The following is a 13,072-nucleotide window of genomic DNA, read 5'->3' on the forward strand; positions in this document are numbered from 1 at the left end:
TTACCTAAATAAATAATATTTAGACGACTGGGCTACCTACCAGTTCTAGAATATCATCTGATATTCATTGCGTTTCTATCTTTGACTAGTTCATACTATACTATATTTAAATATATAATTAACTAATATAAATTATTTTTAGATTAAAGATAAATTATCCTTGTTAATTTTTTATTAAAACATTATAATACCAGTGGAGATGGTATTTCTAGTGAAAACTATACTCTTTTACACCATTATATTTTATTTTAAAAAATGAGCTTATATAAGTAATGAGACTCAAAATATTAATTAGTTACTTAGACAAGGCCATTGATTTTTTATCGTTAAAAAATAGATTATTAATAGCCTTGTTTTTTTAAGGAGATTTTATGAATATTGAAATGTTAGAGGGAAAAATACATAGAGCGACAGTTACAGAGGCTAATCTTAATTATGTTGGCTCTATCACTGTAGATGAAGATTTACTTGAAAAGTCAGGTATAAGAGAATATCAAAAAGTACAAGTTGTAGATATTGATAGTGGAGCAAGGCTTGTAACTTATACAATAGCTGGCGAAAGAAATAGCGGTGTAATTTGCCTAAATGGTGCTGCTGCAAGACTCGCCTGTCCTGGAGATAAGGTAATAATTATGGCTTATGCAAGCTATAATAAGGAAGAATTAGAAAATTATAGTCCAAAAGTAGTCTTTGTGGATGATGAAAATAAAGTTAAGAAAGTATCAAATTACGAAAAACATGGAACTTTATCTTAAGTAAAATATAAATTTAGTGGTGTATGAGGCTATCTCTAATATATTTAGAGGAGATTTTTATGAAAATTGTTAAAAGTATTGATGAACTAAGGAAAGATTTAAAAGGATATAAACTAGAAGGCAAAAGTATAGGACTTGTCCCTACTATGGGCTTTTTACATGAGGGACACGCTAGTCTTATAAGAAAAGCTCGCGCAGAAAATGATATTGTAGTTGTATCTGATTTCATAAACCCTATACAATTTGGTCCAAAGGAAGATCTTAAAACCTACCCTAGAGATTTAGAATCTGATAGTAAGCTATGTGAGAATATAGGTGTAGATTTTATTTTCGCACCAGAAGCTAGCGAAATGTATCATGATAGAAAAACTTTTGTAGATATAGAAGATATGTCCAATAACTTATGCGGAGCAAAACGACCTGGTCACTTTAGAGGCGTTTGTACAGTTTGCACTAAGTTATTTAACATCACTGGAGCCGATAGGGCTTACTTTGGTCAAAAGGATGCCCAACAAGTAGCTATTATCAAAAAGGTTGTTTTTGATTTAAATATTCCGATAGAGATTATCCCTTGCCCTATAGTAAGAGAGGATGACGGATTGGCTTTATCTTCTAGAAACACTTATCTATCAGATAAAGAAAGAAAGGCTGCCCTTTGCCTATCAAAAGCTATCTTTAAAGGAGAAGAATTAGCTAAAAATGGGGCTAGCGTTAGTGAGGTTTTAGAAAAAATGAAAGAAATCATATCATCTGAAAAACTAGCTAAAATAGATTATATAAGTGCAGTAGATTTAGCTACTATGAAAGATTCTAAAGACTTTGCTGACGATAGGCTTATTGCTATAGCAGTATTTATTGGAAAAACCAGGCTAATAGATAACTTTATTTACAGAGTTTAATATGAATAAGCTAGCTAATATATCCCAAAAGATAAGCAAAAATATTGGACTTATAATAATAGTTTTCTCATTAATAGCCTATTTTTTACCCCAATATTTTTCGTGGATGACCTCATACACTACTATATTTTTGGCCATAGCTATGTTTGGTATGGGAACAAGTATTGATGAATATTCATTCAAAGAAATATTAAAACATCCTAGAGAAGTGATAATAGGTTCCCTTGCTCAATTTACAGTCATGCCTTTATTAGCATGGGTTTTAGCTATAACTTTTCATGTAAATAAGGATATAGCTTTAGGGATAATTCTAGTTGGATCTTGCCCTGGCGGTACAGCTTCCAATGTCATCACCCACATAGCAGGAGGTGACGTATCTATGTCAGTATCTATGACTATACTTTCCACACTTCTTGCACCTATAGTAACACCTGCCTTGGTATACTTATTAGCTGGAAGATGGGTTGATGTTTCAATAATTGCTATGTTTATATCTGTAGTAAAGGTGATACTATTACCTATATTGGCTGGTATACTAGTGCAAAAAATTAGTCCACAAACAGTTGAAAAATCAAAAGATATGTTTCCATTAATTTCATCAGCTGCTATAATTCTAATAATAGCAGGAATAATAGGTGCAAACTCTGAAAAAATCGCCCAATCAGGACTTATAGTATTAGTAATAGTAGCAATTCACAACGCCCTAGGTCTTTTAGGTGGTCTACTGGTAGCAAAACTAGCCAAAATGGATTATGATAAGGCAACCGCCCTTGCAATAGAAGTAGGCATGCAAAATAGTGGGCTTGCCATACAACTTGCAAGTGTAAATTTTACTCTAAATCCACTAGCAACATTACCAGGAGCTATATTTTCTATTTGGCATAATATAGCGGGGTCTATATTTGCTTCTATTAGGAGAAACAAGCCTAAGAAAAAACTTATAGCGACAATTTAATTATATTAAAATAATATAGAGGCTACTACAAAGACAAACTCAAATCTTCATTTGATAATCTCTAAATATTCATTAACTAGATAGCATACTTACTAGCTAAAGATTATTATATACTTTACTTATATAAGATTTGTTTATTTATCTTGTAGATGCCTCTTTTATTATCTTCATCTCATTTAATTGTTTAATTAATGTGGTTGATATTTATTTATACCTTTAAAAATACACATATATTATTATTTTGGCTATACTAAATAATGAAATATCACTAGCCACGTCCATAATCTTGTGTAAATATATCTAGTAAAATATTTACCATACAATTCATTAATATCAATAAAGCTTGAACTCAATCAGATGATAGCTTTTTAATCATTCGTATGGCTGAATCGTTAATTATATTTTGTACTTTACCATCAATTGCAAAGTGTATTATATCATTCGATTCCTCTTAGTTTCGTTTGCTCGTTAAAACATTGTATTAGTTAAGCTTTCAAATAACCTTTTTCTTTTTATAGAATTACACAGACACCATCAATTTTTTATGAATTAGATATTTAATAGAATTTCTTATGGGTATTATCATAATATAAAAATACTTTTGAATAATGTAATAGGTAAAATAATAACAGTGAATTTAATAAAATTTTATACTTATCTCCAAATATAAGTACTTATAAAGCTGATACCCCATCTTGGTGTCCTTATGTAGTTGGTTTAGTAGGAACTAGTATAGGTAGTTTATACACGACAAATGCCGGAATGGTAAGTGATCCTGTTGCAGCCGCTATAGTAGCTGGCGTAATAGTGCAGGCTAGACTTGGGTAAGTGAACAGTGTGGTAAATAATTATGAAAAGGCCAAAAAATATACCAATATCACAATTTTATATCTCAAACTTAATATTATTTATTTGTTTTGCTATCGCAATAAATATGCTACAGGCCTCTTTAAATATTTGGTATATTCTTGCGATATTATTGGGAATATCTGCTATTGAGACTATAATTTTTTATAAAAAAAGTAATGATAGCTTTAAACCAATAACATATGAAGAAGCCTTGCAATCTGTTATCTTATCTGTAGGTATAACTATAGTATTAGCTGGTATTATTTTGTTCATTCTTTATATGACAAAATAATATTAATAATTTAATCTATGCACCCAAAGATATCGAACTCTCTTCTATTTTAAAATGTTTCTTTATCAAATTATGTTGGTAAATAATAATTAGTCAAATACTTTTCCATGAATAGGAATTCCTATTCATGGAATTTTTTTCATAAATTTAATAAATATTTCTCAAATAAGATATTTTTAATCAATTTACGTTAATAAGACTTCTAGTAAAAAATATTCCAGTCCTAAAGTTAACGAATCGTCTATATTAAAAGCTACTCTACTAAAACTTTAATAAAATTGTTATGCCTTTTATTAATCCATTTGAATATTCATAAATGATGAATTTACACATTATTATGGACTTAATTGCTATTTTCTATAATAAGTTTTCCATAAATATTTTTTTAAATTTATCTTTATCTATACTAGTCACTACATTTATATTTTTCTCACAAAGAGAATTTAGTCTTGTATCAGCTATAGTCATCCCCCTTGTGTACTTTCCATTAGTCTCAATGTCTATATGTAGCATCTTACTTTCAAATATCTCAGGATTTGTAGCATACATTACTGCTAGAGTATCGTGCATATGGGTTGTATAGTTTTCCTCAGCTCCTGCTCTTTTTATTCTTCTATCCATAATGTCTGCTAATATTTGATTTATTCTAAGTTCTGACTTTTTAAACTCTTTATGCATATTAATATCATAGGATGTTTGTGTAGTTACATTAAGGCCAAGCATATTAATCTTTACACCACTAGAAAATACAATATCTGCAGCTTCGGGGTCTGCAAATATATTAAACTCACTAGTTGCAGTTACATTGCCCATGCCTATTGCTCCACCCATTATATTTATCTCGCTTATTTTTTCTTTTAAATCTTCTCTTATAGTAAGCAAGCTAGCTATATTTGTAAGAGGTCCTACGGTAATTATTAGAGTCTTTTCATTTTCTTCTAGAACCTTTATCATAGCTTCTATTGCAGATTCTTTTTCTAAGGGTGCTAATTGGTCATCTTTAAATTCATAACCTAAAAGTCCATTTACTCCATGAAATTTTTCTGCTAATATTTGTTCACCTATAAGAGGTTTACTAAGTCCTTTATAAACTGGTACATCCCAATCCATTGCCTTAACCAAGCCACGTAAATTTCTTGTAGTATGTTCTAATCCAACATTTCCCGCTACAGATGATACCATCTTTACATCAAAAACTTTACTATTATGTAAAAAACTTATAGCAAAGGCATCATCTATACCTGGATCTGTATCAAAAATCGTATTTACTTTTTTCATTATATCTCCACTTTATTTTCTTTCATATATACTTCTAGTTCTCTATAAGAGGGTATAGAAGGGGCTGCGCCTTCTATAGTACAAGCTAGGCCTGCTGCTAGACTTGCTAGATTAAGACTTTCTTCTATATCTAATCCACTAGCAACACTAGCTAAGTAATATCCTAAAAAAGTATCACCTGCTGCTGTTGTATCTAAAACCTTGACCTTATGGCTTTTAAATCTGATTTCCTCATTTTTATAAGAATATATACCTCCTAATCTCCCTAAAGTTAATACTACTTTAAGTTCTGGAAAATTTTCTTTAAAATAATTTAATATTTCAAAAGTTTCTACAAAACCACTCAAACTACGACCTTCACTTTGATTTATTATGATAGTATCTATCTTATTTAGGTCTATAAATTTTATATTATCATCAATTGGTGATGGATTAAAAAATACCCTCATTTCTTTTTTACATGCTTGATCTACTATGTATTGCAAGCTACTGATTTCATTTTGCAAAAGAAGGAAATCTCCTTGAGAAAATTTTTCTAAAACTTCATCTACATATGCTTTTCCAATCTTTTTATTAGCTCCTGCTTCTACAATTATAGAATTGTTAGCATTTTTATCAACTTGTATAATAGCATGACCAGAATTTCCAGAAGTCTTTTTTACCAAGGACCTGATTTTATTATCTCTTAGGTAGTCCAAGAGAATTTCTCCATCTACTTCTCCTACAAAACCAGCGTGATATACATCTACTCCTGCTCTTTTTAAAGCAATTGTTTGATTAAGACCCTTGCCACCCAGACTTTCTTTATAAGAAATTGTAGCAACCGTTTCTCCCTCATTTACTATATGATCTAAATTATAAATTTTATCAATATTTAGAGATCCAAAATTTAAAATTTTTACTGGTTCTTTCATAACTAATCTCCTATAAGGCAAAAATTACACCCAAAACTGCACTTACACCTATAATTATAAGCGGGTGTACTTTTTTAAATTTTATCAATATAAATAAAAATATAGCAAATAAAGCTACTGGTATTATTCTAAAAAAGTCTAATATATTTCCAGTACTTTTAAATAAATCTACATTAAATAGTGTATATACCATGACAGAACTCATGGCCCCGAGTATCAAGCCTGCAGTCGATGGTCTTATGGTATAAAACATGTCAGCAACTATCTTTGAATTTTTAAACTTTGCCATCATTCTAGATATTATAAGTACAATTATAATTGGCGCAGTAATAAGTGATATAGTTGCAAGTATTGCTCCAGCTATACCAAAAGACTTAAATCCAGCGAAGGTTGCAATATTTATTCCAATTGCTCCAGGCGTTGACTCTGAAACTGCTATCATGTCCAATAGATCGGATTCAGTAAACCAACCATAATTTCTAGACATGTCTTGCAAAAAGGGAATAGTAGCCATACCTCCACCTAATGCAAAAAGTCCAGTTTTGAAAAATTCCCAAATCAAGCTAAGCATCTTTATTATGACCTCCCTTTCCCAATAAAATTCCAAAAATTCCAACACTTATAACGACAATTACTGGTGATATGGATAAAAATGCAATCGCTATAAAGGTTAATAAAAATATAGCAAATTTAAGTCCTGTATTGGCGTTAGACTTTACCATCTTTAATACAGAATAAAAAACAAGAGCACTTACACCAACCCTAATACCAGCAAAAGCATGTTGAATCCAAACTATATCTGCAAACTTCTCCAAAAAGTTTGCAATTATTAAAATAATTATTATAGAAGGAGTTATAAACCCCAGAGAAGCAACAATCCCACCTAAGTCATCAGCTTGAGAATATCCACAAAATGTAGCTGTATTTACAGCAATAATACCCGGAGTAGATTGGCCAATAGCATAGTAATCTAAGATATCATCACGAGATACCCATTTTTTGTTATCTACAACCTCTCTTTCCAATAATGGAAGCATAGCATAGCCCCCACCAAAAGTAAACAAACCGATCTTAGCAAATGTTAAATATAAATCAAGTAAAATATTCAAAACAAACTCCTTTTCTACCTCTAGTATAGCATAAGCTTTATACTTTAATAATATTTTACATAAAAATAATATAGCTTTAATATTTGATTTTTATAATTATTCATAAACAAATATAAAGGATAGCAAATGATAATAATAAATGAAGATTTAAAGCTTGATAGAAAGGATACTCTCACCCATAAAAGATATCCTTTTACTCTGGATAAAAACTATCAAAAAATAAGAATTAATATGACCTATAGTCCAACCCGTGTCCCTGAAAATGAACGTATAGAAATACTAAAAGAATGCATAGATAAATACATGCCGAAAGGTGAGTTTAGTAAAAAAGAAAGAGAAGATACTTTAAAAAGTCAAATAGAAAATTTTATTACCACTTCTTTATTCTATGAAGGAAACTTTATAGGGGCTTACCACAATAAAAATAACGAACAAGAAATAATCATCAGTCCTAAAAAATCCAGCCTAGGTTATAAAAAAACTGATATTAAAGCAGGAGCTTATGAATTTGTATTAAGCATGCACTCTTGCAATAGTAAGGTAAACTGTAAATTTTCACTGGAGGCCCTAGATGAGTAAACTAACATACTACCCTATAGAACTTCACTCCCACACCTACCACTCTGATGGCGGATTTTCACCAAAAGAGCTTTTACAAAACGCTCGTGATTTTGGTTATAAGGGGATATTTCTAACAGATCATAATACAAATTCTGGCCTTGATGAAATTTATGAAAATAATCTTGATAAGGAAATCCTTCCAGCATTTCATGGTATAGAATGGACTACATTCTATGGACATATGCTTATCTTAGGGAGTAAAGATGCTGGAAACTATACTAAAGCAAAACTAGATAATATAGAAGAATGTATTGATAATATTAAAAGTAATGATTCAAATATCGTTATTGGTATGGCTCATCCTTTTGATATAGGAAATCCTCTATGCACCGGCTGTCACTTTGAATATCTAGTAGATAATTATTCTAAATTTAATTATATAGAGCTCGTAAATAGCGAAGATGCTCATGCTAACAAGTCCACTTTAAAGGCTTATGATAGTTGGACTAAACTTTTAAAGGATGGTTATAAGTTAGCAGCACTAGCAGGACGCGATTGGCACAATCCATCCAATCCAAAAGAAAGCGTAGCTATTAGCATGATTGGTATAGATGGTAATATTAGCGAAGAAAATACTTTAAAGGCTATTAAAAGACTCCATACTTATATAAGCTATGGACCAATTCTTCATTTGAATTTAGATAATATTGAACTTGGAGATAAAGTATATTCTAAGGAAATCAAAGCTTCTGTTAGAATCACTGATTCAACCTTTAAAAATAAAGATGAGCTTAAAATAGTTCCTCATAAATTTGTAGTTTATAATAACGAAAAATTAATCTTAGAAAAAGACATAAACTATGATAGCAATATAGACTTTGAAATAAATAATTTTGATTTAGGGTATATAAGATTTGAAGTCTTGGGGGATATGAAAGATATGGATAATCAAAGACTAATCATAACTTCCCCTATATTTATAAAGGAGAAATAATGAAATTACTTTTTGATTGTGACGGAACTATACTTGATTCTATGCATATTTGGATAGATCCAATCAATAAAATTTTTGAGAAATATGACTTTAGTTTAAGTAGTCTTCCTGCTGAAGAAAAAGGTAAGATTGAGGCTCTTCCACTAGATGGAATGTGCGCTTTTATAGCTGAAAATCTTGCCAAAGATATGACTAAAGATGAAGTTAGAGACTATTTTAATGAAATTATAGAAGATGGTTATAGGAACTCTCTAATGCCAAAAGATGGAGCTATTAAATCCTTAGAAGAATTACATAAGGCAGGTTATCAGATGGCTATAGCTTCTTCAACTGACTCTATATATTTAAAACTTGCTTTTGAAAGGCTAGGCATAGCTGATTACTTTAGTTTTTATACTACACCTGATTTGACAAATTATAAAAAGTCAGATCCAAAATATTGGCAATATGCTATAGACAAATTTGGGGTAGATGCATCTGATATCATCCTATATGATGATGCTTTATATGCTATAAAAGTAGCTAAGAATATGGGAATACATAGCTGCGGGGTGAAGGATTTTCCTTATAATGAGAATGAATGGGATGATATAAAAAATATAGCTGATCTTACTATGGATACTATAGCTCTTATTGATAAAGATAATTTGTTAAACGAATAAAAAAATTACTATAAATATAAAAGTTCAGTAGCTGTTACAGAATGAATAAAGCGTCCCAAAATCATTAGAAGAACCTCTATGAAAATTTTGTTTTCATGAGTCTGCAAGCATGTAAAAAATTTCTTAAGATAACCTTCTAATGATGTGATGATAATTATTCATAGTTTTGCAACAGCTCCTTTATTTTTCACTATTCTTATATGAAATATAGCTAGCTATTCCAACAAGGAACAATATTATATAATATTGTTCCTTGTATCTTTATTTATTTCAGTTTTTATATTGACTTTCTAGTACTTTCCTTAAATTTTAATTAACGATATTGTTATAGGATGAATTACTTGCTATGATATTGATTTTCTCTTCACTTACCATAAACTTACTATAAAAATAATATAATCTAAATATTTTAGATTTTGTATAGATTAGCATATAGTGATTATTCTTACCTACATTATATATGTATATTCTATTGTAATTTGCATCTTTTTGTGTACTTAGCTTGTTATCTCTTATATTTTCTTATCTCAATACTTTTTCATTTTTATTTATTAAATCACTCTCTATTATAGTGAAAAATTTGTTATCGTTATAAAAATTGATAAATAATAAAAGATAGTTATCTTGCAGACTTTTGACAAAATATAAATTTACCTATTTCAATCGAACGTAGTGAGCGGAGAAATCTCATAAGATCTCTCCATGCACTCGTTTTTTCACTCACACTAAAACTCGTTTGCTAGGCAAACTTTTCTATGCTTTCGCACTAGTTTTAGAGATGAATGTAACAAATCAAGGTATATTCATCTAATCAAGATGGGTTGTAGCTTAATTTAAATTATTAATAAATTATAAAATCGACTTTGTATACTTTCTGAAAAACAGTTATCTTATTTTTTTATCCATAAAACTCCTATACCATGTCTTCTGCTCTTACATATTTGTCAAAATCTTCATCAGATAGATATCCCAAATCTTTATTAGCTTCTCTTAAAGTTAAGTTATTATCATAAGCATATTTTGCAATCTTACTTGCCTTATCATAACCTATATACGGAGATAAACTTGTCACAAGCATTAAAGAGTTATCTAAATTCTCTTTTATCTTTAATTTATTAGCTTTAAGTCCTACTAGTAGATTTTCTCTAAAACATTTTAAGGACTTAGCAAGTAAGTTTATAGATTGATCCATATTATAAATTATTAATGGCATGTAGGCATTTAATTGAAGTTGCCCTTGACTATTAGCCATAGTTATAGCAAAATCATTTGCCATAACTTGGATTGTTACCATTGTCATTGACTCAACTTGAGTAGGATTTACCTTACCTGGCATTATGGATGATCCTGGTTCATTGGCAGGTATTATAAGTTCACCTATACCACATCTAGGACCAGAGGATAAAAATCTTATGTCATTAGCAATCTTATATAGATCGCTTGCTAAGGCCTTTAGGCTACCATGACTATTTACTAAAGCTGATTTACTTGCTAACTCATAGAACTTATTATTATCACTTTCAAATTCACAATCTAATTGTTTTGAAAGCTCTTTTGCTACCTTTTTACCAAAATCACTACTTGCATTTATTCCTGTTCCTACCGCAGTCCCGCCTATAGCCAGCCTTTTTAGATTCTCACTTACTACTTTTATTGTTTCGTAATCTCTTTTAACCATTACTTTCCATCCTGAAATTTCCTGGGAAAGTTTTAGAGGCGTTGCATCTTGTAAGTGAGTTCTTCCTGTTTTTATAGTCTCGTTTTCTTTTTCTAATTTTTCTAATATTTCGATAGTCGCTTCTATTTCTTTGTATAGATTTTCTTTTAGATTTAAGAAGCTTGATATATGCATAGCTGTTGGAAAAACATCATTTGATGATTGACTCATATTTACATCATCATTTGGATGTATGATACTTTTTCCATTCTTTTTATTTGCAATATGAGCTATTACTTCATTCACATTCATGTTAGTCTGAGTCCCAGAACCAGTTTGCCAGATAGTAAGCGGAAATTGGTCATCATAATGGCCAAAAATAATTTGATTAGCTGCATAAACTATCAAGTCACGCTTTTCTTCACTAAGTCTGTCCTCAGAGAAATTTATTTCAGCACAAGCTTTTTTTATATATACTATTGCTTTTAATAGAGAAAGGGGCATTGTTTCTACCCCTTGTGGGAAGTTTTCAAAAGATCTTTGGGTTTGTGCTCCCCAAAGGGCATCTTCAGCAACTTCAATTTTACCTATAGTGTCTTCTTCGATTCTTTTTTTCATATTTTCCTCTTATAATAACTTATCTTCATCAAGAATTCCAGGTTGAATCATCTTTTTGAAATCTAAGATTTCATCTAATTCATTGGCATCTATCAAGCCTTCAAATAATACCAAATCTCTAACGCTTTCACCTGTTTCTAGAGCTTTATGAGCAATTACAGATGCTTTTTCATAACCTATATGAGGAGCTAATGCTGTTACTAAGCCTACGCTTTTTTCCACTTGATCGCTTAAATACTTCTCATTTGCTGTAATATTTTCTATACAATTTACCCTTAATGTATAAATAGCTCCTTTTAAAGTCTTTAAAGATTCAAAAAGCTTATAAAATATAATTGGCTCAAAAGCATTTAATTCTAATTGTCCTGCTTCAACAGCCATGGTTACTGTTAAGTCATTACCTATTACGCCAAAAGCAACTTGATTTACAACTTCTGGTATAACAGGATTTACCTTACCTGGCATTATAGATGATCCTGCTTGGCGAGCTGGCAACTTTATATCTGCTATACCAACTTGGGGACCAGAACTCATAAGTCTTAAATCATTTGCAATCTTTGATAGATTTGATGCATAAGTTTTTAATATGCTAGATGAGTAAGTAAATCCATCTAAATTTTGAGTACCGTCTATTAAGTCTTCATTTTGTTTAAGATTAAGGCCTGTTACTTCAGCTAGGACCGGTACGATCTCTTCTACGTAAGTTTTATCAGCATTTAGTCCTGTACCTATAGCAGTTCCACCTAAGTTTACAAATGATAGACTATGTATAGCTTTTTTAAATCTTTCATTATCTCTTTTAAGTACTCTTGCATAAGCTGCAAATTCTTGACCTAGACTTATAGGAATAGCATCTTGTAGCTGAGTTCTTCCCATTTTATAAACTTCCTTAAACTCATCTGCCTTATCTTCTATGGCATTTATAAGTTTAATGTTTTCATCATATAGTTCTTTAAAATATCTAATAAGAGCAATCTTACCACTAGTTGGTATGACATCATTAGTAGATTGTCCTTTGTTCACATGATCATTTGGATGAACTTTATCATAAACTCCTAAATTCCCACCTAAGGACTGATTAGCCATATTGGCAATAACTTCATTGGCATTCATATTAAAACTAGTTCCAGCTCCTCCTTGGATAGGATCAACTATAAAGTTTTCTCTATAAGAACCTCCTAAAAGTAAATTACAAGCAGAAATAATTGCTTCTTTTTGAGCATTGGTCAAAAGACCTATCTTTTCATTTTCAATTGCACAGGCTTTTTTCACTTCAAGGATAGCATCAATTAACTTATCATCACAAGTTCTCCCTGTAATATTAAAATTCTCACGAGCTCTTAGAGCGTTAGCTCCATAAAAAGCATTGCGATCTACTTCTACTTCTCCTAAAGAATCATGTTCTCTTCTATAATCTTGCATGAGCTTACCTCCTAATTCCATTATAGTTATATAAGAATTAATTACAATAGCCCAGGAAAAGGTTTCTTGTTTTTTATACTCTAAACTTAGAAGTAAGCTTTAAAATA

General features: G+C 30.4%; 13 protein-coding genes. 7 read left to right on the top strand and 6 right to left on the bottom strand.

Annotated elements, in window-relative coordinates; genetic code table 11:
* Nucleotides 1–371: 371 nt before the first annotated feature.
* From panD to J2Z39_RS06460, 4 genes are all read left to right on the top strand, one after another.
* Nucleotides 372–755 (top strand): aspartate 1-decarboxylase, encoded by a 384-nt coding sequence (gene panD / locus J2Z39_RS06445; protein ID WP_209814368.1) that lies wholly within the window; start codon nt 372–374, stop codon nt 753–755.
* A gap of 59 nt (nt 756–814) precedes the next feature.
* Nucleotides 815–1,654, top strand: a complete 840-nt coding sequence (gene panC / locus J2Z39_RS06450; RefSeq protein ID WP_209814369.1) for a pantoate--beta-alanine ligase — start codon at nt 815–817, stop codon at nt 1,652–1,654.
* A gap of 1 nt (nt 1,655) precedes the next feature.
* Nucleotides 1,656–2,609, top strand: coding sequence for a bile acid:sodium symporter family protein (locus J2Z39_RS06455; protein ID WP_209814370.1), 954 nt, complete (start codon nt 1,656–1,658; stop codon nt 2,607–2,609).
* 850 nt (nt 2,610–3,459) lie between these two features.
* Nucleotides 3,460–3,750, top strand: coding sequence for a hypothetical protein (locus tag J2Z39_RS06460; RefSeq protein ID WP_209814372.1), 291 nt, complete (start codon nt 3,460–3,462; stop codon nt 3,748–3,750).
* 357 nt (nt 3,751–4,107) lie between these two features.
* Here J2Z39_RS06460 and J2Z39_RS06465 read toward each other — a convergent pair whose 3' ends face one another.
* From J2Z39_RS06465 to J2Z39_RS06480, 4 genes are read right to left on the bottom strand one after another with little or no spacing between them, the layout of a single operon-like run.
* A complete protein-coding gene (locus tag J2Z39_RS06465; protein ID WP_209814374.1) occupies nt 4,108–5,028 on the bottom strand; it encodes a nucleoside hydrolase in 921 nt (306 codons plus the stop codon).
* Nucleotides 5,028–5,942, bottom strand: coding sequence for a ribokinase (locus J2Z39_RS06470; protein WP_209814376.1), 915 nt, complete (start codon nt 5,940–5,942; stop codon nt 5,028–5,030). Before J2Z39_RS06470 ends, J2Z39_RS06465 begins: the two co-directional genes overlap by 1 nt.
* A gap of 10 nt (nt 5,943–5,952) precedes the next feature.
* Nucleotides 5,953–6,513: a chromate transporter gene (locus tag J2Z39_RS06475; protein ID WP_209814378.1), complete on the bottom strand. Its 561-nt coding sequence runs from the start codon at nt 6,511–6,513 to the stop codon at nt 5,953–5,955.
* A complete protein-coding gene (locus J2Z39_RS06480) occupies nt 6,506–7,051 on the bottom strand; it encodes a chromate transporter (protein WP_117522184.1) in 546 nt (181 codons plus the stop codon). The genes J2Z39_RS06475 and J2Z39_RS06480 overlap by 8 nt, the downstream gene beginning before the upstream one ends.
* Before the next feature lie 126 nt (nt 7,052–7,177).
* Between J2Z39_RS06480 and J2Z39_RS06485 the strand changes: the two genes are divergently transcribed.
* Genes J2Z39_RS06485 through J2Z39_RS06495 form a run of 3 tightly spaced genes read left to right on the top strand, consistent with a single transcriptional unit; the run spans nt 7,178 to nt 9,268 of the window.
* On the top strand, nt 7,178–7,630 hold the full coding sequence (locus J2Z39_RS06485) for a hypothetical protein (protein WP_209814380.1): 453 nt from the start codon (nt 7,178–7,180) through the stop codon (nt 7,628–7,630).
* A complete protein-coding gene (locus J2Z39_RS06490) occupies nt 7,623–8,606 on the top strand; it encodes a CehA/McbA family metallohydrolase (RefSeq protein WP_209814382.1) in 984 nt (327 codons plus the stop codon). The genes J2Z39_RS06485 and J2Z39_RS06490 overlap by 8 nt, the downstream gene beginning before the upstream one ends.
* A complete protein-coding gene (locus tag J2Z39_RS06495) occupies nt 8,606–9,268 on the top strand; it encodes an HAD family hydrolase (RefSeq protein ID WP_117522187.1) in 663 nt (220 codons plus the stop codon). The genes J2Z39_RS06490 and J2Z39_RS06495 overlap by 1 nt, the downstream gene beginning before the upstream one ends.
* A 913-nt stretch (nt 9,269–10,181) precedes the next feature.
* On the opposite strand, the gene J2Z39_RS06500 is transcribed toward J2Z39_RS06495, so the two are convergent.
* Both J2Z39_RS06500 and J2Z39_RS06505 read right to left on the bottom strand, forming a co-directional pair.
* Nucleotides 10,182–11,543, bottom strand: coding sequence for a class II fumarate hydratase (locus J2Z39_RS06500; protein WP_117522188.1), 1,362 nt, complete (start codon nt 11,541–11,543; stop codon nt 10,182–10,184).
* 9 nt (nt 11,544–11,552) lie between these two features.
* A complete protein-coding gene (locus J2Z39_RS06505; RefSeq protein ID WP_209814384.1) occupies nt 11,553–12,965 on the bottom strand; it encodes an aspartate ammonia-lyase in 1,413 nt (470 codons plus the stop codon).
* Nucleotides 12,966–13,072: the final 107 nt, after the last annotated feature.

This window comes from Anaerococcus nagyae, from assembly GCF_017874535.1.
GTDB classification, from domain to species: domain Bacteria; phylum Bacillota; class Clostridia; order Tissierellales; family Peptoniphilaceae; genus Anaerococcus; species Anaerococcus nagyae.

Coding starts and splice junctions, on each gene's coding strand:
- J2Z39_RS06485 (WP_209814380.1), top strand. CDS start 7,178: ATGATAATAATAAATGAAGATTTAAAGCTTGATAGAAAGGATACTCTC.
- J2Z39_RS06505 (WP_209814384.1), bottom strand. CDS start 12,965: ATGCAAGATTATAGAAGAGAACATGATTCTTTAGGAGAAGTAGAAGTA.
- J2Z39_RS06500 (WP_117522188.1), bottom strand. CDS start 11,543: ATGAAAAAAAGAATCGAAGAAGACACTATAGGTAAAATTGAAGTTGCT.
- J2Z39_RS06465 (WP_209814374.1), bottom strand. CDS start 5,028: ATGAAAAAAGTAAATACGATTTTTGATACAGATCCAGGTATAGATGAT.
- J2Z39_RS06490 (WP_209814382.1), top strand. CDS start 7,623: ATGAGTAAACTAACATACTACCCTATAGAACTTCACTCCCACACCTAC.
- J2Z39_RS06475 (WP_209814378.1), bottom strand. CDS start 6,513: ATGCTTAGCTTGATTTGGGAATTTTTCAAAACTGGACTTTTTGCATTA.
- panD (WP_209814368.1), top strand. CDS start 372: ATGAATATTGAAATGTTAGAGGGAAAAATACATAGAGCGACAGTTACA.
- J2Z39_RS06470 (WP_209814376.1), bottom strand. CDS start 5,942: ATGAAAGAACCAGTAAAAATTTTAAATTTTGGATCTCTAAATATTGAT.
- J2Z39_RS06495 (WP_117522187.1), top strand. CDS start 8,606: ATGAAATTACTTTTTGATTGTGACGGAACTATACTTGATTCTATGCAT.
- J2Z39_RS06455 (WP_209814370.1), top strand. CDS start 1,656: ATGAATAAGCTAGCTAATATATCCCAAAAGATAAGCAAAAATATTGGA.
- J2Z39_RS06460 (WP_209814372.1), top strand. CDS start 3,460: ATGAAAAGGCCAAAAAATATACCAATATCACAATTTTATATCTCAAAC.
- panC (WP_209814369.1), top strand. CDS start 815: ATGAAAATTGTTAAAAGTATTGATGAACTAAGGAAAGATTTAAAAGGA.